Annotated in this window: 16 protein-coding genes; all 16 read right to left on the bottom strand. The window is 37.9% G+C overall.

Going from position 1 to position 22717, the window contains the following annotated elements; all coding sequences use genetic code 11:
• Positions 1–95: 95 nt before the first annotated feature.
• The 16 genes from GFO_RS00900 to ruvB all read right to left on the bottom strand — a co-directional run bounded on the left by GFO_RS00900 (position 96) and on the right by ruvB (position 22634).
• Positions 96–818: an energy transducer TonB gene (locus GFO_RS00900; protein ID WP_011708112.1), complete on the bottom strand. Its 723-nt coding sequence runs from the start codon at positions 816–818 to the stop codon at positions 96–98.
• Positions 819–931: 113 nt separating this feature from the next.
• On the bottom strand, positions 932–1657 hold the full coding sequence (locus GFO_RS00895) for an energy transducer TonB (RefSeq protein WP_011708111.1): 726 nt from the start codon (positions 1655–1657) through the stop codon (positions 932–934).
• A 192-nt stretch (positions 1658–1849) separates the two neighbouring features.
• Positions 1850–2248 (bottom strand): VanZ family protein, encoded by a 399-nt coding sequence (locus GFO_RS00890; RefSeq protein WP_011708110.1) that lies wholly within the window; start codon positions 2246–2248, stop codon positions 1850–1852.
• Positions 2238–2618 (bottom strand): glycine cleavage system protein GcvH, encoded by a 381-nt coding sequence (gcvH, locus tag GFO_RS00885; RefSeq protein ID WP_011708109.1) that lies wholly within the window; start codon positions 2616–2618, stop codon positions 2238–2240. Before gcvH ends, GFO_RS00890 begins: the two co-directional genes overlap by 11 nt.
• A 61-nt stretch (positions 2619–2679) precedes the next feature.
• Positions 2680–9840, bottom strand: coding sequence for a T9SS outer membrane translocon Sov/SprA (gene sov, locus GFO_RS00880; RefSeq protein WP_011708108.1), 7161 nt, complete (start codon positions 9838–9840; stop codon positions 2680–2682).
• Positions 9841–9845: 5 nt separating this feature from the next.
• Positions 9846–10427: a Holliday junction branch migration protein RuvA gene (ruvA, locus tag GFO_RS00875; RefSeq protein WP_011708107.1), complete on the bottom strand. Its 582-nt coding sequence runs from the start codon at positions 10425–10427 to the stop codon at positions 9846–9848.
• A 451-nt stretch (positions 10428–10878) separates the two neighbouring features.
• The gene (locus GFO_RS00870; protein WP_011708105.1) at positions 10879–13167 is read right to left on the bottom strand and encodes an NADP-dependent malic enzyme; all 2289 of its coding nucleotides are present in this window, start codon (positions 13165–13167) and stop codon (positions 10879–10881) included.
• Positions 13168–13286: 119 nt separating this feature from the next.
• Positions 13287–13895, bottom strand: a complete 609-nt coding sequence (locus GFO_RS00865; protein ID WP_011708104.1) for a hypothetical protein — start codon at positions 13893–13895, stop codon at positions 13287–13289.
• Positions 13879–14373, bottom strand: coding sequence for an RNA polymerase sigma factor (locus tag GFO_RS00860; RefSeq protein ID WP_011708103.1), 495 nt, complete (start codon positions 14371–14373; stop codon positions 13879–13881). Before GFO_RS00860 ends, GFO_RS00865 begins: the two co-directional genes overlap by 17 nt.
• A gap of 68 nt (positions 14374–14441) precedes the next feature.
• A complete protein-coding gene (gene queG / locus GFO_RS00855; protein ID WP_011708102.1) occupies positions 14442–15365 on the bottom strand; it encodes a tRNA epoxyqueuosine(34) reductase QueG in 924 nt (307 codons plus the stop codon).
• Between the two features lie 9 nt (positions 15366–15374).
• Positions 15375–16445, bottom strand: coding sequence for an META domain-containing protein (locus GFO_RS17195; RefSeq protein WP_049792057.1), 1071 nt, complete (start codon positions 16443–16445; stop codon positions 15375–15377).
• 371 nt (positions 16446–16816) lie between these two features.
• Positions 16817–18187: an FAD-binding oxidoreductase gene (locus GFO_RS00845; RefSeq protein ID WP_011708099.1), complete on the bottom strand. Its 1371-nt coding sequence runs from the start codon at positions 18185–18187 to the stop codon at positions 16817–16819.
• Between the two features lie 133 nt (positions 18188–18320).
• Positions 18321–19412: a nickel-binding protein gene (locus tag GFO_RS00840; RefSeq protein WP_011708098.1), complete on the bottom strand. Its 1092-nt coding sequence runs from the start codon at positions 19410–19412 to the stop codon at positions 18321–18323.
• 175 nt (positions 19413–19587) lie between these two features.
• On the bottom strand, positions 19588–20919 hold the full coding sequence (locus tag GFO_RS00835; protein WP_011708097.1) for a cytochrome P450: 1332 nt from the start codon (positions 20917–20919) through the stop codon (positions 19588–19590).
• Between the two features lie 203 nt (positions 20920–21122).
• Positions 21123–21440, bottom strand: a complete 318-nt coding sequence (locus GFO_RS00830; protein ID WP_041249962.1) for a GIY-YIG nuclease family protein — start codon at positions 21438–21440, stop codon at positions 21123–21125.
• Positions 21441–21605: 165 nt separating this feature from the next.
• The gene (gene ruvB, locus GFO_RS00825; protein WP_041250188.1) at positions 21606–22634 is read right to left on the bottom strand and encodes a Holliday junction branch migration DNA helicase RuvB; all 1029 of its coding nucleotides are present in this window, start codon (positions 22632–22634) and stop codon (positions 21606–21608) included.
• Positions 22635–22717: the final 83 nt, after the last annotated feature.

Below are 22717 nucleotides of genomic sequence, written 5' to 3'. Positions count from 1 at the left end.
TACGGGTGTAATATACATTTTTTCCAAAAGGGAATTTACATAAAATAAAAAATCCCGGCGATTGCCGGGATTTAATATATTATAGTAAGGATAATTTAGTCCTGAACTTTAAATGCGATTGGAAGAGAGTACATAACCCCAACTGGCTTACCACGTTGTTTACCTGGCTTCATCTTAGGTAAACTGTTAATTACCCTTGCCGCTTCCTGCTCAAGTCTAGGGTGTGGAGCTCTTGCTCTCACCTGACCAATATTTCCTTTTTCGTCAATTCTAAACTGAACGATTACACGATTAATTCCGCTTAATCCCAGTTCAGATCCAAGATCTGTATCAAATTCTTTGTTTACGTACTTAGAGATTTTTTCACTCATACATTTCTTACGCTCATTGTTATTCCCTAAGTTTTCGCAACCAGGAAAAATTGGCACGTCTTCAATTACAGCGAAAGGAACATCAGCTACCTCTTCTTCTACAGGCGCCTCTACAACCTCTTCTACTTCTACGATCTCATCAAGATTTGTCTCTGTAGATTCAATTTCATCTTCCTCAACATCTTCTTCATCTTCCACAACTTCAATAATTTCCGGTGCCGGAGGTGGTGGCGGAGGTGGTGGTGGCGTATTCTGCATTTCGGTAATCGGCACATCCTCTTCATCAAGGGCGTCCATATTTACCTGTCCTATATCTATATTTTCAGGGTCATAAGTTTTCCACTCAATCGCCCTCCATGTTATAAATAGAACTACAATAAGACCAAGTTGTAGAAAGAAAACACTGTTTCTGTTCAAATTAGCCTTTGGATTTTTCTTAGGTTCCATAATGCGTTATATTGTTAAGGGTTGCTAAAATAAAGATTTTTTCTAAAAAACTAAATTTATCTGGAATAATAAGTCATTAAAACTACAGTAAATTTATAAAATGCTCATTATCACTACTGCACTTTAAACCGAATAGGTATTGTATAGGATACAGAAACGGGTTTACCTCTCTGACGGCCAGGTTCCATTTTTGGCAATTCTCCTATTACTCTTCGTGCTTCTTTTTCAAGTTCGGGATGCGGAGCTCTCGTTTGAATTTGCTCTACAAGACCCTCCTGGTTCACTACAAACATTACAAGCACAACATTCGTACCAGTAAGACCAAGCTTATCCCCTAATCCCGTATCAAATTCTCTATTTACAAAGTTACTAATTTTCGAGCTCATACATTTTTTACGCTCATCATTATCATTCAGACCTTCACATCCCGGAAAAACAGGCACTTCTTCAATAAAATCAAAAGGGACTTTAATATCTTCGTCCGGATCGTCCGGATCGTCCGGATCTATTATATCTTCAGGTTCCGGTAATTCTTCAAAATCAAGATTTGTTGGAACTACCGCATCTTCAGGTTCATCTGAATCATTCGGAATTTCATCAATAATATCAACTATGGTCTTGGGTGGAGGTGGAGGTGTCTTCTCCGGAACAATAGTTACAGGCACTTGTTCCTCTTCAAAATTATCAATGCTTACGATTTGATCTTCCACTGGTTTTGGATCATAAGTCTTCCATTGGAAGGCTTGAAGGGTCAAAAAAAGTACGAGAATAAGTCCGATTTGAAGAAAAAGGACCCATCTCCGACGAAGATCGGCTTTCGGATTTTTCTTAGGTTTCATAAAAGTTGAATTAATAAAGGTTATAATTTAGTAGTATCAAGAAATCAAAACCTACGCCTAATCCAAAGCACTTTTTTGCATCATGCCTTCGTTAAAAAATAATTCCGTAGCTACGGCTATGTAATGATTTTTTTGCCTCGACCTGTCACAAACCTGAGATTGCCTTATGCGTTATTTCAACTTAACTTAACACTAGGTAACTTTCTGTTTTAGCTTTTTCACTGTCGGCGCCATGACAATAAAAAACAAAACAGCTAGTACTACACCAGTAGAATTAGCCACAACATCCCACCAATCGGGTGTTCTGTAACTGGTTAGAGTTCCCTGTAAAACCTCAATTAACATACCAAATATAAAACAAGCGAATGCCACCCATAATAAAATGGCTGTATATCGCTTAAAATCAGTTTTTTGAAAAACAAAATATAGCTTCCACAAGAAAGCTAAAAACAAATATGCCCCGGCATGGAGCATTTTGTCTGTAGGATCAAAACCACCAACACTTACCTTGAAGTCCATTACTATAAGAGAAAAATAAGTAATGGCACTGGTATATAGTACTGCGGCAAATAAAAGTATTTTAGCTACCAACTACTTCCTTGTATTCATCTGCAGATAATAGATCTTCCAATTCTGAAGTATCTGAAAGTTTAATTTTAATCATCCATCCTTCACCATAAGGATCTTCATTTACTTTTTCCGGCTCGTCTTCAAGACTTTCATTAAATTCAATGATCTCTCCTGAAACCGGCATATAAAGATCTGAAACAGTCTTCACTGCCTCAACAGTTCCAAAAACCTCTTCTTTATCCAGAGTTTCGTCAAGAGTTTCAACCTCAACATACACGATATCCCCAAGTTCTCCCTGGGCAAAATCTGTAACTCCAATAGTTACGGTGTCACCATCAATTTTAACCCATTCGTGGTCTTTAGTGTACTTTAATTCTTGTGGAATATTCATAGTTTAGTTTTATAAGATCGCAAAGTTAGTTTTTTAGCCGAAATCTTCAAATATGCCTTCGTTAATTTCCGAAATTATATATTAATGTAAATCCAGACCGGATTGTAGTTTGCGGGAATGCCGTAGAAACAGCGTATTCAGAGAAGGTGTGATCGTAATAAAATCTTGCCGTAAGATTTCTGGTAAAGGCATAATCTGCTTTAAAATTAATAGCCCAGATATCCTGACCAGAAATCGTTTGAGCGTTCGCTAAATCCAGATATCGCACGATTGTACGGTTCTTTCTATAGGAAACATCTGCTCTAAAATTAAGGTCACTGCTAAGCACTCTTCTTCTTCCACCAAGGGCAGTCGCGATCTTTAGATCTTTAATACGGTACCCCAATCCAAGAGTATATTCATTTCCGCTATATTCCGTTAAAAGGTTGTTATCAAAACTGAAAGCCAGAGAGCGGTCTTTTTCCAGTTCAGCAAGGATTTGAATATTCCCTTTTGTTTCAAAATCTATTCGGGCCAGCGGAGTAAAAAGTTCGGTTAATACCAGGTTTGAAAATAAAATCGGATTCTTAAAGTCTCCTGCCTGATTCACTTCATTAGGATTCGCAGGATTATAATCCAGGTTGGTCTGGAATTGATTCAGAGTATAATCAGCTCTATATCCATGATTAATAGAGAACCTTCTGAATTTATCCCTAAACCAGTCAAGTCTCATTAAACCAGTATATTTTACATTCCAATTAGGCATAGGGAAATTTCTAAAAGCCCCCAATTTCACGTTACCGGCATCATTTCCTGAATAAGCCGCAATAAAAGCAGGAAGTATCACAGCCTGATTGGTTTTCCCTATTCCGCGAGGAAAACCATCTTCATCAACATCATTAGGATTCAAACCTCTTTCTGCGGCCAGTCTTCTTGCAACCTGTATTCTATTCTCCCTAAAGGTTTCGAACGTCTGGGAACTTGTTTCCGTAGAATTATTAAAAGCCGTTTTAATCAGGATCGTTGAAATATTTAAATTCCCATACGTATACGGGGTAAGTGACTGATATTCCAATGTATTTGGATCTACCTTATAGTTTTCAGAATAATTCTCTGAAAAATTCTTTCTTCCCGTAAGCTCTATGGTTAGATCTGGCAAAAATCCAAGACCTGCCTGATAATCTAATTGTTCATTCTTTAGCGCCGTATACTGCTGATTGAAATTTTGAAACAAGGTTAACCAGCCTCTTTCTGCAGCCATATATCTTATATCATCCTGAAAACCGAAAGTGAATCCAGCGGTAGGCCTGAAAGTTCCCATAAACCCGATGCTCTCGGTATATCCGGGAAGAAAAATTCCCCGACTATTGCGATAATTAACCTGGAAGGTTTTGATACCGGTCACAATATTTATCAGCGTATTGTATCCTTTATTGCCTTTTGGTTGTGGCTTAGACCTGGACTTATCTACTTCTTCATCTGCACCCGGCGGTCCTAAAGTTGGCACCCCACGACTTCTTTCCTGAATACTCTTGCCGGCACTTTCAGCTTTCTTCTCAACCAATCCTATATAATTGTACAGATCCTGCATATTTAAATTCGCATTGATCTGATGGGTATTAGAATTCTGAACGCTATTTCCAATATCTGGAATGCCTTCTAATTGCTGATAGATCCTAGAACCTCTTTGCCACTGAAAATCGCCGGTATATGAATAGGTCGCTTTTACAAAACGCAGCACCGGAATTTTATCAAATGGCAGCTGATAGTTTACCTGTAAAGTTTGATAATGTAAATTAGGTTCTCCTATATTGAAGAAATCGTCCCATAAGCCAATACTATCATCGGCAAAGCCTTCCTCATCGATATAATTCCTTATAATCCTATTATTACTTGCGTTGAAGGAGAAGCTTAAAGATCTCGTTAGATTATAATTCACTCCATATTGCCAGTCAAAAAGATAATTTCTTTGATACAGGGTAGGAATACGAATATCATCATCCCCCAGTTCCAGAGATCGAAATTTCTGCTCATTATACTGTCTGAAGATATTGGAACTTGCATTGATATTTGAAGGAAGATAATTGATATTGAAATCCCTAAAAATCGCGAAATAATCGCTACTATCCAGAACCGCAATATTCTTTAAAGGTTCTACTGATTTCTCCGGAAAATTAAACTCATAAGTTCCACCAAGCCGTACACTTTGATCTAAACTTTCCTCTATTTCAAAATCACGGTGATCCACCTGATTATATGAGGATGAAAACACAAAATTTTCAACATCATAAGGCATCGGGGTTTTCTCGCCTACTCTTTCTTTACGAAGACCAATCACATTAATACTCTCCCTTTTAGTGTAAGATTGCGATTGTTTTTCAACTCTGTCACGTTCTTCTGGGTCCTGGATATTCTCCAGTCTTGTATCCAGCTCAACATCTAAAAATTCCTGATCGTATTTTGGAGTGATCAATTCTTCGCCTCTACTGTAATTCACCGGCACCTTTACCCCCCAGTTCTTCGGAAGCAATTGTCCCATATTCACATTCGTGACAAAATCGTATTGTTTAAGATCTTCTCTGCTTCTTTGATTTGGCCCCTGCTCTATACTTCCAAATCCAACGGTACTCCTTCTTCCTGTAGCCGAAATATTGGCAAAATCTGCCAGGTTACTATCCATACTTACTACTCCGGCCCAACCACCTTCATTTTTAAGATCAGAAAGTCTTAACTCATTAAACCAAACTTCACCGCAAAGGTCTGTAACCCCATCTACACGAGTACCATTTTTCACCCCAACCATCAATAATCTAACATTACCAAAACTTGGATTACCCTTTACCCCTAATCTCAAGCTTCCCATATCGTACGGCGCTTCAGAATCTACAGATTGCAAGGCTTCTGTAAAGTAATTGAGATCGGTTGAAGAAAGTGAAGGATCTCCTAATACAGCGGTTTTAATTTGCTGCAAGAGATCAAGTTCTAAATTCAATCGGTTAATTTCAGGCCAGATTTCTTCAGGCGTTGTGGCCCCAAAAAGTGTTGGAGAAAGAGGAATTTCAATTTGATAGAAGTTATCGGTAAAATCGGTTCCCATTCTAACAAAAGCAACCAATTGTCCATCTTTTAAAGGCTGCCTGTTCAATAATGATTCCGCATGAATAAACATCTCCAGGTTCTTATACTGGCGCATATCTATTTGAAAATTCTTATAAACGGCTCTAGCATCCTGAGGTTCTAACTCACAGGTTCTTAAGGAAAGAGACTGCTCATTCTGCCTGATATTCGAATTACTTTGGTACAATTCCTCTCTTTCAACACCAGGAGGAAGCACATAAGGAATAGGCTGTCTATTTTCATTCTCCTCAATATTCACGGCATTTACTTCGAAAAGGGTGTTGGGATTTTGCATTTGTCCCTGCTCTTCAAAAAGACTTTGGGTATATCTTCTATAATCACCTCTTACAAGATCCATAGTTCCAAATCTCAGAATAGTTGGATCCTCAAAATCTGTAAGGAACATTCTTATAAATCTGATAGAACGGAAATCGGCAATTCCACCTATCGCATCGGTAGGTTCAAAAATTGGCACTTTAAACTGAAGCCATCTTACAGGAAGTTCCTGCCCGTTTCTTAAGGTAGTGGTTAACTCCCTTACATCTGTGATGTACCTGTTATTATCAATATTCATTCCTTGGAAAAACGGAACTTCATATTCAAAATAACTGTTAATGGTGTTCATCGTGTTATCACGATTAATATCTTCAGTAGTAGGTAATGTAGTGTTTCCCCGGTTGTTATCTGTTACCTGCGTGGGAGAGTTGCCTTCAGATCCGTTATAATTCTGATAGCGCTGAAGAACATTCCCTTCAGCATTTAAGAAATACTGGTAGTTATCTGCGGATGGATCCGGTAAGCCGGCAAAATCTGAAAATTTAACCGCCTCCTCTGCATCCTGAATACCATCATAACCAGCATCCTGCATAGTTCTTGCATCTCCTTCTGTATCGAAAGCATACACCAGGGAATTATCGGCAGGAACAGCACCAAAAGCGGTAGTTATAGTATTTGCCTCCCCTTCACCTTCCGGCAAGCCATTCTCATATTGCTTTCTTCCATCCTTAAGCACATCTTCAGAAATATTCCCTAAGTTAAATTTGATAGAACCTCCGGTATTTCCCGAATTCTCAGGATAAATATAAGGATCCATTACCCAGAATTCAATATACTCTACATTAGATTGCTCAAAATTAGTAGTATTAATAGACCTCATTATCCCCCCAAAGTTTCCCGCCGGGTTTGATAAATTATTAGATCCTGTTGCAGTAGGGTTATAATTATATGGCCCCCGCTCTCCAGGATTATATGCAACATCCATCGTGTAGATTACCTGTGATTGCCCCTGTACAACATCGGTATTTGGGAAAATTTCATTGATAGCTACTCTTCTGGCTGAATAGGTCGAAATATCAGAATCACTTATGCCATCTGGTCTTCGGTTACTATAAAATATAGGATCTATGGTGTACCAGGCCATCTTGGCTCTTTTATACCCTACACCCAGGTCTCCGTTTGCAAGTTCCCCGCCAAAACCTATTGGCACACTGGAAAGCTCCCAGCTTAATGGATTATTAATATCTATGGAAGTTTGAGCAGCTTCAAAATCGTCTATATAAGTGGTGGCTCTACCATCAAAATCGTTAGATGCCGGTGACCCCGGAAGGAGATAAGCAAATTCCCCTCTTACTGATACGTTCGATTTTACATCGGTATCAATATTTGGTAATTTATTTACCAGCCTTGTAAGAAATGGAACTTCCGTATTATAATTTAAATTGAAGCCTAAGATCGTATTATTGATAGGCTCGTAACTGTAATTAGCCTTTTGAGTTAGTGGCCGCTCTTTTAAATTAATAAAAGTACCTCCTATCAGGAAGTTTTCATTGAATTGGTGCTCAACATTTAATCCCGTAAACCGCTTTGTCTGCTGACCAAAAAGCGCATTATTTTCAGTATTTACCTGGATTGGAATATCTGAAGCCAGTAAAGCCTCGTCCAGAATCTGCACTCTCCCCAATTCGTAATTCACCACGTAATCTACTCCTTCCTGAAGTATCCTTCCTCCGGCAGTTACTGTTACCGATCCCGGTGGAAGATTGAAACCAATAGGAATTCCTTCTACCTCAGCAGACTTATACCTACCTTTTAACTGAAACTTGTTTTTATCTGCATCTTCCTGTTCTGCCTGCGTTTTAGTAGTACGGTATAAAGATCTAAATACATACTTACTCTGATTCTCGTTCCAGGTTTCTGGAATGGTATAATCCTCCGTTCCGCTATTCGGGGTGTCATCAAGCTTTTCGAACAAGTGACTTCCAAAGGGTTCTACCGTCGTAAAAATTATATTTCCATTCTGGGAATCTATAGTGATCTGCGGAACATAATCAAAGAATCCATCCCCTCCGTTAATAGGATCGTTATTGGTATTTAATTGATCCAGCCTAAAAACACGTAGTAAGGGAGTTTGACTCACATCGCCTGGCAACGTAGTACCTTCCACCGGTTTAATATAATTAAGAGGTTGCGGATCTGTATAGAGAATATTCATCCTGAAATCCTGTCGCTCCAGTTGATAAGCACCAAGACTATAGATGTTCTTCATCATCAGGTCCCAAATTGGCTCATTCACATTTGTAATGGTACTTTTCAATAATTTTACTACCAGGTTTTGACTTGCCCGTGGATTTGTACCTGTATCTGGCGTTTCCCCAGTATCGCTATTAGTTGCATTCACACCATCATTGGCAAATTCCCCTACCTGATAAACTTCTCCATTAATGGTATATTGGAACGCCACCCCCAAAACCTCATCATTACTTAGACGCTGATTAAGGGATATATATCCTAATTGAGTATTTACAGTATATTCAGAAGGTTTAAGCTGTCTTGCATTTTCCAGCTTCGCATAATCGGTTCCTTCTGAAACGGTCACCGCGCCAAAACCTCTATCTACTGTCGCGATATCACGAATCGCAGGAGTTAAGACGGTTTGTCCCGGGCCGGTTATTCCGAAGGGATTAAAGTCGTTCACGGTATTATCTGGAAAAGCCCCCGCTGGCTGATTAAAGAAACCACCCGGAAGGGCATCTAAACCTATATTTCCCTGTACATTGGTTTCACCAAGATCCTGAATCGCAACAATATTTCGAGTATCCTGGATATTCTGGATATTATTGGTACGGTTGGTTACCCATACCTGAATTCTTTTTATCTGAATATTGGTATTGATGAAAGGATAGTTCTCCAACGCCTCATCATAAGTATCCCGGAAGTAATGCGCGAGGAAAAAGTGACGATCAGAATCATAATCCAGAGCGAACTTTTCAAAATCTTCTACCGTGGCTCCGCCTTCAACATTCACTGTTCTTCTTTCAGACTTTTGTTCAGAAAACACACCGGTAATTCTGGTTTTCCCAAACTGTAATTCGGTTTTAAAACCAAATAAGCTTTGGGCACCCTGGATTAATGCATTATTCAAAGGCATATTCACATTACCTACTTCTATTTTTTGAATAATATCATCTTCATTAGGCGTATATTCCAACTTCAGCTGATTCTGAAAATCAAAGGTAGATTCTGTATCGTAATTAGCGGTCACCTGTAGTCGCTCCCCAATTTGACCAAGCATGCTAAGGCTAATGCGCTGATCGAAATCAAACGTAAGATTTCGTTGATTTCTGGGTGAAAAGGCAGGATTATCCTGTTTTGTATAAAGCAGACCTAGATCTAATTCTACCGAACCCTGGGGTACGATATTAATTTCTGATCCCCCAAAAATTGTTTCAAATAAATTGTTATTAACGTAAAAATCTGGTAATAAATCCTTTTGAATATCTTCTGATCCTTGTTTCCTCCCGGTTAACGCGTCATTTTTTAGCTTAAAATAATTACGCATCTCCTGTTGTAACACAAGATCTTCAAATTCCTGGGGCGTTAAGACTAATGGCAACCCAAGGTTAATTTCACCTAAACTTTCTTTATAAAAATAACGGTTAAGTATAGGGTCATACTCATATTTAGATTCGATACTTTCAGGATTGGGAAGGTCTATTTGACCGAGCACATAACCGGTTCTAGTGGTATCCTGCGGCGTTTCCTGAGCTACAGCATCCACTGAAAATACCAGTAATATCAGGAAAGTTAGGCGTACCGGTACAGACAATTTCGGGTAATTGTTCCTCAATTTATTTACAGCTTTTTAAGAGCCATTTTTATAATAGATTCTACGGTAGATTCAGGATCTTCTTTGAGGATCTTTTCGACAACTTTGCCAGCCTGGCGTCTGTTATAACCTAAGATCTCTAAAGCAGATAACGCTTCTTCCTTATTAGTATTGCTTTGAGAGACAAAAACTTCATCGTCCCCTAAGACTTTTAAAACTTTATCCTTAAGATCCAAAATTACCCGTTGTGCAGTTTTCGCTCCTATTCCTTTAACACTTTGAATAGTAGCAACATCTTCTGAAGCGATCGCCTCAGTGACTTCTCTGGGTTGAAGTGAAGACAACATCATTCTCGCGGTGCTTGTTCCCACTCCTGAAACGGATATTAATAATCTAAATATTTCTCTTTCAGATTTTTCAGCAAAACCATATAAGGTATGGGAATCTTCCTTTACCTGAAGATGCGTATACACACTAACTGCTTCAGAATCTGGAATCAGCGAAAATGTATGTAGCGAAATATTTATATAGTAGCCAATCCCGTTGCATTCTATTACAACATACGTAGGATTTTTTTCAATTAATTGGCCTTTTAGATGATGGATCATGAAAAAAACTTAGATTAGGCTTCAAATGTAGTAAATATTTATTCCCCACCCCCTCACCAGGTGTGGAGTTTGGGAAGAGATTTTTCCTTGTATAAATAGGTTTTTCACACGGTACATTTAAGCAAAGGCTTCGACAAGCTAAGTGGGACAGCTAGGTTAAATTAAAAATTCGATATAAAGCGGTTGATTAATTAATTTTGAATTTAAAATACTTAGAATATCAAAACTTTGTCCGGATGAGCTCCTAAATAAAGGCTATCTTCATATGTTTTCAATTCATACTAACATTTAGCGCATCGACAAGCTCAGCGAGACATTTAGGTACGACGGAGAGTTTAATATAAAGTTTATATATTACTAATTTTTAATTCTAATCACTTAAAATATTGTAAAACTACTGGCCGGCTGAGCTTGTCGAAGCCCTAATTCAATACCCAATTAACATACATTATTATTTTTTGAGTTTCTTCTCTTTTTCCTGAGCATCTACTACAGCAACTGCAGCCATGTTTACCATTTCTTCAACGCTGGCTCCAAGCTGTAAAATATGAACGGGTTTCTTCATCCCCATCATAATAGGCCCGATGGAATCCACATTATTCAGCTCCTTAATAAGCTTATAAGTACTATTTGCTGAATCCAGATCTGGATAAATAAGTGTATTCACTTTCTTTCCTGCTAGTTTTGAAAAAGGAAATTTACTTTGGAGCATTTCGCGATTTAAAGCGAAATCTACCTGTAGTTCCCCATCAACATTTAATTCGGGATGAAATCTATGTAAGTAAGAAACCGCATCTTTTACTTTTTTGGCCCTCGGATCTTTTGAAGAACCAAAATTCGCATAAGAGATCATAGCGATCACCGGCTCCATACCAAATAATTGTACGGTACGTGCGGTCATTTGAGCGATCTTTGCCAGGTCTTTTGCCGGCGGATCTATATTTATAGAAGTATCACTAATAAAAATAGGCCCTCTGGAAGTGTTCATCACATTGGTAGCAGCCACCCTGGAAACACCTTTGGCCATTCCAATTAATTCCAGCATAGGTTTTACCACCGTTGGATAAGCCCTGGAATATCCCGAAAGTAACGCATCAGCATCACCTTCATTTACCATCATAGCCGCGAAATAATTACGCTCACGCATCAGTTTCTCGGCGTCATATTTTGTAACTCCGTTTCTATGACGAGTTTCCCAATATTTTAGTGCGTAATTCTTTCTATGTTCTTCTTCATCATCAGATTTTGGATCTATAATAATTACATCCTCCTCTTCAAAATCGATTTCAGCCATTAATTCCTTAATAACCTCACGCCTACCTAGTAGAATAGGAAATCCAATCCCCTCATCTCTTACAATCTGTGCCGCTTTCAGTACATCTAAATGATCTGCTTCGGCAAATACAATTCGTTTAGGATTGGTTTTAGCCCTGTTAATCAACAAACGGGTAATTTTATTTTCATTCCCCATTCTCTCGAGCAGTTCCTCTTCATATTTCTCCCAATCCTGAATATCCTGTCTGGCAACGCCACTTTCCATCGCTGCCTTAGCAACTGCCGGAGGTACTTTTGCAATTAGTCTTGGATCAAAAGGTTTAGGGATAATGTAATCAGGCCCAAAATTCAAACGAGTTTCACCATAGGCGATATTAACCTGTTCTGGCACCGCTTCCTTAGCAAGTTCAGCCAAAGCTTTCACAGCCGCTTTTTTCATTTCTTCATTGATCTTGGAAGCTCTAACATCCAGCGCTCCACGAAAGATAAAAGGAAACCCAAGTACATTATTCACCTGATTAGGATGATCACTTCGGCCTGTCGCCATAATTATATCTTTTCTGGTATCCATCGCCAAATTATAATCGATCTCCGGGTTTGGATTGGCCATTGCAAACACAATTGGCCTTTTAGCCATACTTTTCAGCATATCCGGAGAAACAATATTAGCGATAGAAAGGCCAACAAAGACATCGGCATTTTTCATGGCCTCATCCAACGTGTCAATTTTTCTGGCGGTAGCAAATTCAGCTTTTTCTTCGGAAAGATTATCTCTGTCTTTTCTAATAACTCCTTTACTATCGAGCATCACAATATTTTCAGCTTTTGCTCCGAAAGCTTTATAGAGTTTGGTACAAGAAACCGCCGCAGCTCCTGCCCCACTAATCACTATTTTTACTTTTTCGATCTTCTTTTTAGCAAGTTCTAGCGCATTCAACAATGCTGCCGCTGAAATAATTGCCGTTCCATGTTGATCATCATGCATTACCGGAATATCCAGTTCCGCTTTCAGACGTTGCTCAATCTCAAAGGCTTCAGGAGCCTTGATATCTTCCAAATTTATCCCTCCAAAGGTTGGAGCGATATTCTTAACCGTTTCAATAAATTTATCTACATCTTTCGTATCTACTTCTATATCAAAAACATCAATATCGGCGAAGATCTTAAACAAAAGGCCTTTTCCTTCCATCACTGGTTTTGATGCTTCCGGACCAATATCTCCAAGACCTAAGACCGCCGTCCCGTTAGAAATAACAGCAACAAGGTTTCCTTTGGTAGTATATTTATAAGCATTTTCCTTATCTTTTTCAATCTCCAGGCACGGTTCTGCAACACCGGGTGAATACGCAAGAGAAAGATCTCTTTGTGTCGCATATTTTTTAGTAGGTACAACTTCAATTTTCCCCGGCTTCGGTTTAGCATGATAAACCAGTGCCTCTCTTCTTTTTCTGGAAGTGTTACTCATAATTCATTATTTTCGGCTGAGTAACAAAGGTAGTAAGCTTTAATTTTTTCAGAGATATAAATACCAAATACTTTCAACCTGACTATTTAATACATATCCGGTTGAAAGTTTCCATAAATTTAGTTTTTCATCAAGGCTTCCATGTCATTAATTATCTCCTCTAGCCTTGTTATTGATTTGGCATAAAGAAGTTGGGTACTTAATTTATAACAAAGCACACCTAACCCGGACAAGATAACGGCAGTAGCAAGCACAATTAAAATCTGAAATATTAGATCCAGGCTCATAAAATCTGACATCACTGGTGTACCCCAAAAATACATCCAATAACCGGGAATTGTAATTACTGGAAGACCAATACCTACTAAGCTTGTATAAAATTTTTGAGTTTCTTTTAGTTTAGAATAATAACTGGTTAAATAAAGGTAAGTATTTGCAGTTAAGTCCATTTGATCTAATCTCTTCAACATCCTTTTATTAAAAATAAACAGAAGAACAAGTAGAAATCCAATATAGACACCTAGCAAAATCTTTCCTAAAAAAATAAACAGACCAAATAGTAAAACAGTCATTGGAATTAGGCTAATATTGTCCTTTCTGGAGGACGCCTTAATTTTCTCAATTATCAGTTTTGATTTTTGATTGTATAAATCTTTAACCACTGGCAATTTGAAACTTTTATCAGATTCAAAACCCTCTTTCCAAATATTTTCAATAGATCTTTCCATCAAGTAATGTTTTTAGTTTTTTCTTAATTCGAGTAATTTTTACTCCGATGTTATTAGCCGACAAACCAATAATCTCCGCTATTTCCTGATAGGATTTCTCATCCAGATATAGCAGAATAATCGCGCGATCGGTTTCCGGGAGTTGTTTTATGGCCTGATAAAGAAGTTTTAATGCTTCATTATTAAAAGGATCTGAATCTTGTTTGGAAGAAGTTTCCACTTCTGGCAATTCAACCTTCTTCTTATTTAATTTTTTATCCTTTCTAAGGAGCGAAAGCGAGACATTCAAAGAAATGCGATAAACCCAGGTAGACCACTTAGAATCCCCTTTGAAATTATCCCGACTCTTCCATAATTGCAGACAAACCTCCTGGTAATAATCCTGAAAATCTTCTTCATTATCTGTATAAGCCCGGCAAATCTTAATGATTATTCCAGCATAGGGCAAAATAAATTGTGTGTAGAAATCTTTGCTCAAACCTTCTTTTACCTGTTTAGTGACAGAAAGGTGAATTTATTACAGTTTCTAAAAATATATTTTAAATACTAATCTTTGAGAAAACTGATATTTCTCTTTAAACCTTCAAATTTTGTCCTTTTAACAGCAGATTTCCGGAAAATTTCATTGAAAGTCTCCCTGGTAATTTCTTCCCAATCTTTTTTATCATTTTCTAAAAGTTCTGGGTGCGGATTAAATAAAGGTTCATTGTGAGGTTTTGAAAAACGGTTCCAGGGACATACATCCTGGCATACATCGCAACCAAACATCCAGTCATCAAACTGGTTTTTCATAGAATCTGGCAATTCGTCTTTCAACTCAATAGTAAAATAGGAAATACACCTACTACCATCTACTTTATAAGGTTCTACAATGGCATCTGTAGGACAGGCGTCTATGCAGGCGGTACAACTTCCGCAGTGGTCGGTGACCGGAGTATCGTATTCCAGATCCAGATCTACAATCAATTCAGCAATAAAATAAAAAGAGCCTGTTTGTTTAGAAAGCAAATTTGAATGTTTTCCAATCCACCCGAGTCCGCTTTTTGCCGCCCAGGCTTTATCCAGAACAGGCGCTGAATCTACAAAAGCACGACCGTGAAAATCGCCAATTTCATCCTGAAGCGTGGAGAGTAATTGCTTTAGTTTGTCTTTGATCACAAAATGGTAATCTCTTCCGTAGGCATATTTACTAATCTTATAAGAGTCCTTATTCTGGAAATCTGAAGGATAATAATTCAACAAAAGGGAAATCACACTTTTTGAACCAGGAACGAGTTTCGTTGGATCCAGACGCTTATCGAAATAATTTTCCATGTAGCGCATTTCGCCATGCATATTATTATTGAGCCAGTTTTCGAGTCTTGGTGCTTCTTCCTCGAGAAATTCAGCTTTAGATATGCCACATGACAAAAAACCGAGGCGTTTGGCTTCGGCTTTTATAAATTCAGTATGTTTCGATTTTACGCTCATTCAGGCAAATTAGTCTACTTTTTTAAATACCAGCTCTGTTTCTTCTGAAGATAATATTAACTGATTATTTCCTATCTCAAAATTGAAGCTTTTTCCAGTAATCGCTTTTAAAAACTGATTTTCCATTTCCATATTTGGGCAGGCCATTTTAGTAGCGACAAGATTACCAATTTCTATGTTTTCTTCATTAATGGTTATTGGACCGGTAATTCTATTGCAACCACCAAAGCCAGAAACTCGCTGTTCCTTTAAGTTGAAGTCAAGGTTAGGCACCTTGGAACTCTCAAATTTCTCCGAATTTATCGTTTCAAGAGCCCAAATATCGTTCAAGCGGTAATCACCGAGATAAGTTCCGCAGCCTTCAAAATCCATCATCTCTCCATTCTCTCCGGTGCTGGCACTTACTCTTACAAAGTGATCTGATTTTTCTCCAGACATCGTATCCTGACAATCTTTTCTGAAAATAGTAACATGCAACGTACCACTTTCCGTTTTTGCGCGATAGCTTACTGCATCTACATCCTGAGGCTTTACAGGATCCGGAACTGGTGATATTAATTCCATCTCTTCATCAGCAAGCGTTTTAAAATGCATCTTATTGTTGAAGTCAATTTCGAGCGACCAGAAAGGTTCGTTACCAGTAGCTTTAAAGCCAATGGAATTGTCTTTCTGCTCAGCCATCATTGAAAATTTTTCCGACTTTGTAGTGGTGAGGATATATTTATCTGAAAAACCTGAAGTTATTGCATTCCCTGATTTATCCAGCATTCTTAAAGAATCTTCGGTAATAACGAACTTATTCATACCGCTATTTGTAGATTTATCTTTGAGAATCAATAATGTATCATTGGTGATTCTGAAGTTTCCACTTTCTTCTCGAGCCGCAGTATCGCGCTCCAGATACAGCATTCTTTCTGTATAGGTTTTATCATTGTTTAACTCAAGTTCGTAGTTGATTCCCGGACAATCAGCACAGGGTAATTCTCCATAATATGTCCCGGTTGGAATATTATTCTTAGTTCCTGCACAACTTTGAAGCAAGAACGAGCCCACCAGCGTTATAAATAATAAATGCTTCATATTCCTAAATTTAATTCCAACCATCTCTTCAAACTTTATACCACGAGAACATTCGAATATAGGTTTTTAAACCTGTTCAATAAAAATTACGGTCGTTTTACAAATCTTAGGAATGCATTTTTAGGGTTTAGGGTTTTCAATGATTTAATATTTAAGCATTGTCTTTTCGATTTAATCATAATGGAAGTCATGCCTAAATAATTAAATCAAAAGATGTTTTTGTATCACTTCACTTGAAGTACACAATACTGATAATTTGAGGTGTCCAAGCATTTGGATAGCCATAACATTGGATTAGAACCGGATCCTTTCAATATATGAGAAAGATTAAAATTAACCCTTAAAGATTACTTTCATTTAAATACGTAATCCTAGCCGGGTTCAATATTTTGATTAACGTGGAAAAAGTTTGTAGGATCATACTTTGTTTTGACCTCTACAAGCCGATCATAATTACCTTTGTAGGAAGCTTTAATTCTATCCTGGCCTTCATTCATCATAAAGTTAACATAGGCTCCTCCCATAGCATAAGGTTTTAGAGCATCAAAATAGTCTTTGCACCAACTTGTTACCTTATCGGCATTGGCAGGATCTGGATCGACTCCAACTATGACCTGAGACCACCGAGCTTCGCGATTGGCCCAGGCAGTATCGTCACTATCGGTTGCATGGACCCTACCATCTATAGGGTAAAAATGAGTTGTAGAATGCATAGACGGAATTTTTGAGCCATATTCTATGTTTGTTTTGATGGCATCCGAACTTAATTCTTTAATATAATGCGCTCTCCAATACCATTGCAGTCCCGGAGGGTACAAAGCATCGAACATTCCGTTTAAATTCTTCATAGGAATATCCCCGACGAAATCCATTATAGGTGGGCCAAATTCTCGAATGGGTTTAAAAACTTTTTCTGCTTTTTCACGGGGACCAGTATAATTCCAAACTACACCGCAGACATTTTTATTCCAAAGGTGTTCCGGGAAAGGTTCAGCTGGAGGTACTATCAAGAATGCAAAAAATCCATAAAGATCGTTAGAGGCATTTTTGATAATGGAATCGTAGAATTTCATTGCTTTATCAGCCATTTCCAACGGCCAAAACATAGGGCCTGCATAAACATCCTTTACTTCTATAAGCCTAAATTTAAAGGAAACCACGATTCCGAAGTTGCCTCCTCCACCCCTAAGGGCCCAAAAGAGATCAGCATTTGTATCCTTATTGGCGGTGACTACCTCACCATTTGCCAAGACTACTTTACATTCCAATAGATTATCAATTGTTAATCCTGCTTTTCTGCTTAGGTAACCAATGCCCCCACCCAATGTTATTCCACCGATCCCGGTTGTCCCGATTATACCACTTGGCAGTGCCAGACCATGTTCATAGGTAGCTGCGTCTATCTCACTTAAGGTATTACCAGATTCAATTATTGCAGTTTTGGTGGTTGGGTCTATATTTAATCTTTTCATATCGGAAAGGTCTATGACCAAACCATTTTCTACTAGAGCAAGGCCAGCTCCATTATGTCCTCCACTCCGAATGGAGACTTCCAAATTATTTCTTCTGGCAAAATTTACTGAGTCAATAACATCTTCCTCATCTTTACATTTAACGATCATAGCGGGTTTCTTATCTATCATCGCGTTATAAATAGACCTGGCTTCGTCGTAATTTTTATCCTTCGGTAAAATGACCGAACCCCTAATAGAGGTTTTCAACTGGGTGATTTGTTCTCTCATGATGATAGTTTTTTATAGCGGTAACTGCTAATGAATTTATATACTCTAAATTACTGGGTAATGGTAAACCGAACCCATGCTAAATCGTTCAAATTCATGAAAGTTTGATTCATTTAGGAAGAAAAAAACGGAACTAAATTAATTTGGAAGGGCAAATACCAAACTTTTGGGAGAAACATTTAGAGAAGTAAGAAGGGTCATCATAACCCATTTTATAGGCTACCTCCGAAACGTTGAGATTGTCATCTTTGATAAGGTTAAATGCGGTACGCATTTTTAGGTCCCGTATAAAATTTAGGGGGGAACGTCCTGTAAGGGATTTTATTTTTCTATATAATTGGGGCCTACTTAGTCCAATATCCTGACTTATGGCCTCTATTGACAATTTTTCGTTGGTAGGGTTGGATTCTGTATAACGCCAAAAATTACCAATGAAAGTTTTTTGTCTTTCGTTTACAAGCTTAATGTTATTTTGATCAAATTTTGTCAATTGAAAAGAACACAATTTTTTAAAACCTTGTGACATTACTATCTGACTTTCATTCGCTATCAAACTAAGCCTTTTGGCATATACAATAGAATCTTTAAAAAAACCATCAGCCATGGTCACAGGTTGGCCTTCCGAAAGTCCGATCTTATAAGTAATGTTCCAGTCTTTATCACCGAGGTTATTATTAAAAAGTTTCTGAATAGTGAGAGCACTTTGAAAAGCCTGGTCAGATTCCTTGAAAATAGAAATGATGCTGTCGTCTGAAAAATTTTCTACTAACTCTCCGTGAAATTGTTGAATTAATTTCAATGCTTCTTTCCTGGGAGTTTTCGGTAAAATAAAATTATCAATTTTGGAATGATTGTCTAAGGAAGTATTAACCACAATATCCAGAACCATGATAAATCTAAACCCGGGATCTATTTCTCCATTCTTATCATAAACTACTCCGTGATGAACCTGGGAATTTTCACCCATAAACAAGTTGAGCAAGCCTGGTTCTACTTCAATAATATTGCAAGCAACATTCCCGTGGGCCTCTTCATGCACTTTAGTACAGGCTTCCGGATTCGGACCTTCAATCAGGCAGAAAATAGATCCAATGTCCTTATTTACCCAGAATTGATGATATTTAACGCCATACCTATCCTGGGTCGCTTTATCACCCATATGTGCGGCTTTCACCTCCTCTACGGTAACTCCAGGGAAAATATGGTAATCCATATATATTGGCATGGCTAAAACTTGAATTATAAATATACAAAATATTGATTTACAGATGTATACGTAAATAGAATATCTCTAATCCTATAGTTTTGACCAGCTAAAGATCTTTGGGGATCTTATGAAGATTGATGAATCTGGAACAAGTTTGAGTAATTGTAATTGTTTAAATTAACTTTAGGCAGCATTATCTTTTCGTGAATTTCAGGATAGCGTTTTTAGGTTTTAGCGTTATTAATGGTTTTATATCAATTTCATCAGCTACTGATATTATCTTAAAACGAGAAACCAATTCTGAAACAGCGATAATCATCTCGAACATCGCAAAATTATTTCCTATACATTTCCTGGGACCGGCCCCAAAAGGAAAATACTGAGAAGAATATTTTTTTCCACCGTCTTCAAAGCGTTCCGGCAGAAATTCCTCTGGTTTTTCCCATAGATTCGGATGCCTATGAATTTCATGTACCGAAAACAACAGGTTTTCTCCAGGTTCCAATAACATCCCTCCAAATTCATCTTGCTCAACATTCACCCGATCTATAAAATAGGCTGGCGGATATAATCTCATTCCTTCTTCTATGACCTGCTGCGTTACTTTAGCCTGAGTTACAAAACCCATCAAGTCATCTGTTTCAGTATTCAAGTTTTGAATTTCACCCAGGATCCTGTCCTGCCATTGAGGATTTAAAGCCAGCAGCTGACTTATAAATGTGAGAGCATTGGACGTTGTTTCGTGACCGGCTGTAAATAGAATAAGAATTTCATCAATTAACTGTTCCTCATCCATAAAATTCCCGTCGTCATATTTCGCATCCAGAAGCATATCCAGAAGATCATCATAACGAGTATTTGATTCCCGACGTTCATGAACGATCCGTTTTAAAATTGTGCGTGCTTCTGCCGTTAACTTTAAATAAGAATCGATTTTCCCACTTGCTTTAAACCACCATCCCAGATAAGGTTGACGCAGTTCTTTTACCAGCATTTTCTGAGCTGACTCAGTAATATATTGTAGCCTGTTTATTTCTTCCTGATTCGCTGCACTGCTGAAAAGGGATTTCACCACCGTTTGAAAGGCTAAATCATTGAGAATAGGAAAAATATCAATCTCTTTATCTGTCTGGATTTTATCATATTCTGTATTGATTGCTTCCTTAATAGAACCAAGCAGATTTGCTAACTGTTTTTTATGAAAAGCAGGCTGAATAAGCTTTCGCTGTTTTTTCCAATGTTCTCCATCTGATGTTAAAAGGCCCTTCCCTACGTACTTTGCCAGATCTTTGGTCTGAATCTCAGATTTGATATAATTCCTCTGATTCTTTTGAAGTGCATATTCTAAAAACCCGGCATCACGGGAAAAGATTACCGATTTTTTAAAACCAATATTAAGCCTGAAAGTATCGCCCTTTTCAGTGAAGTTTTGATGATGAAAAGGTAAGGGGTTCTTTAGAATATTAGCTGAATGTTTCAGGAATTTGAGTAGTGAAACTTCAGGGATTTTATTATTGTTATTCATTAAGCATTTTCTTTTCCATTATTGGGTTTCGACTTTAGCTTATCCTGAGGAAGGTCGAAAGATTCAGCCTGACATAGATTACTTAGCAACCGCTAAGTATCTTCAGATTCCATTAATATTATCAATAGGAAGTGGCTGATTTTGACACTGTTTAAAATTCTAATATTCAAACCTAACTGTCACACTGAGCGCAGTCGAAGTGGTTATTTATCTGGCTTATACTTATAATGAGTTGCATTACGACATTCTGCTAAAACTTGCAACCAATCAAAATCACCATTAATTAATGCTTGCTTTTTAGCTCTTGTCCAACCTTTAATTTGTTTTTCAAAATATATAGCCTGTAAAACATCATTAAACTCCTGACTGAATTTTAATTCTAAAGGTCTTCTTTTAAATGTATAACATTTTGAATCCAATCCATTCTTATGTTCACTTATTCTTCTGTTAAGATTATTAGTGATTCCTGTATAGTAGGAGTCATCGAAACATTGCAATATATAAACATAATACAAATACATCCTTTTGTTTAGTGTGGGCTTCGACTACGCTCAGCCTGACATTATTAGAAAACTTTTTAAAGGCTTCGATTTTAGTTTATCCTGAGCAAGGCCGAAGGAATCAGCCTGACATTATTGAAAAATGCAGCTGTTTAGCCTAGCATTGAGTTTTTACCCTTTGCTATATTAGTTATCAAAAAGTCCTCCCTGATTACTTCCTTTAACTCTCCCAAGATGCCTGTAAGCATGTTCTGTAACCTCTCTTCCCCTTGGGGTCCTATAGATAAAACCCTGCTGTATTAGAAAAGGTTCATATACTTCTTCAATAGTTTCTGCACTTTCGCTAACTGCTGTAGCCAGGGTGGTAATCCCTACAGGCCCCCCTTTAAATTTGTCAATTATCGTAGCAAGTATCTTATTATCCATTTCATCGAGACCATGCGCATCCACATTCAATGCTTTCAATCCGAATTTGGCAATTTCAATATCGATCTTTCCGTTCCCTTTTATTTGCGCAAAATCACGTACCCTTCTAAGTAATGCATTTGCTATTCTTGGTGTTCCCCTACTTCTCCCGGCAATCTCTATTGCGGCATCCTGGGTAATTGGTACTTTCAAAATATCAGAACTTCTTTCTACAATTCCGGAAAGCAGTTCGGTGCTATAATATTGTAACCTGCTGGAAATGCCAAATCTTGCCCGCATTGGAGCGGTTAACAGTCCAGATCTTGTAGTTGCCCCAATCAGTGTAAACGGATTCAGATTGATCTGAACCGTTCTCGCATTGGGTCCGGTCTCGATCATGATATCAATTCGATAATCTTCCATCGCTGAGTATAAATACTCTTCTACAATTGGGCTTAATCGATGGATCTCATCAATAAAGAGGATATCCCTTTCATCAAGATTTGTTAACAACCCGGCAAGATCTCCAGGCTTATCCAGTACAGGACCTGAAGTGATCTTGATACCTACATTCAATTCATTAGCCAGAATATGAGCCAGGGTAGTTTTTCCTAATCCCGGGGGACCGTGAAACAAGGTATGATCTAATGCCTCTCCTCTTAAATTAGCTGCCTGAACGAAGATCTGAAGATTTTCCAACACCTGTTCCTGCCCTGCAAAGTCATCAAAACTAAGCGGCCTTAAAGCTCTTTCAACATCAAACTCTTCTGGAGAGAAATTTTCACCGGTAGCATCAAGGTTTTCGTTCATCATAAAATATGCTTATCCTGATTAATATAAGAAATATTAGGTCAACTCTCAGGTAGGAATTGTGAATCAAATATAATTAAAAA

This window comes from Christiangramia forsetii KT0803 (assembly GCF_000060345.1).
Classification (GTDB): Bacteria; Bacteroidota; Bacteroidia; order Flavobacteriales; family Flavobacteriaceae; genus Christiangramia; species Christiangramia forsetii.
The sequence above is the reverse complement of the archived record's forward strand: the minus strand, read 5'-3'. Positions and strand labels throughout refer to the sequence as shown.

Bases quoted from the DNA above. Each gene is read 5' to 3' on its own strand.
- ruvB (WP_041250188.1), bottom strand. From the start codon at position 22,634: ATGAACGAAAACCTTGATGCTACCGGTGAAAATTTCTCTCCAGAAGAG.
- GFO_RS00835 (WP_011708097.1), bottom strand. From the start codon at position 20,919: ATGAATAACAATAATAAAATCCCTGAAGTTTCACTACTCAAATTCCTG.
- ruvA (WP_011708107.1), bottom strand. From the start codon at position 10,427: ATGATCCATCATCTAAAAGGCCAATTAATTGAAAAAAATCCTACGTAT.
- GFO_RS00840 (WP_011708098.1), bottom strand. From the start codon at position 19,412: ATGCCAATATATATGGATTACCATATTTTCCCTGGAGTTACCGTAGAG.
- GFO_RS17195 (WP_049792057.1), bottom strand. From the start codon at position 16,445: ATGAAGCATTTATTATTTATAACGCTGGTGGGCTCGTTCTTGCTTCAA.
- queG (WP_011708102.1), bottom strand. From the start codon at position 15,365: ATGAGCGTAAAATCGAAACATACTGAATTTATAAAAGCCGAAGCCAAA.
- GFO_RS00845 (WP_011708099.1), bottom strand. From the start codon at position 18,187: ATGAGAGAACAAATCACCCAGTTGAAAACCTCTATTAGGGGTTCGGTC.
- gcvH (WP_011708109.1), bottom strand. From the start codon at position 2,618: ATGAATATTCCACAAGAATTAAAGTACACTAAAGACCACGAATGGGTT.
- GFO_RS00900 (WP_011708112.1), bottom strand. From the start codon at position 818: ATGGAACCTAAGAAAAATCCAAAGGCTAATTTGAACAGAAACAGTGTT.
- GFO_RS00830 (WP_041249962.1), bottom strand. From the start codon at position 21,440: ATGTATTTGTATTATGTTTATATATTGCAATGTTTCGATGACTCCTAC.
- GFO_RS00895 (WP_011708111.1), bottom strand. From the start codon at position 1,657: ATGAAACCTAAGAAAAATCCGAAAGCCGATCTTCGTCGGAGATGGGTC.
- GFO_RS00865 (WP_011708104.1), bottom strand. From the start codon at position 13,895: ATGGAAAGATCTATTGAAAATATTTGGAAAGAGGGTTTTGAATCTGAT.
- GFO_RS00870 (WP_011708105.1), bottom strand. From the start codon at position 13,167: ATGAGTAACACTTCCAGAAAAAGAAGAGAGGCACTGGTTTATCATGCT.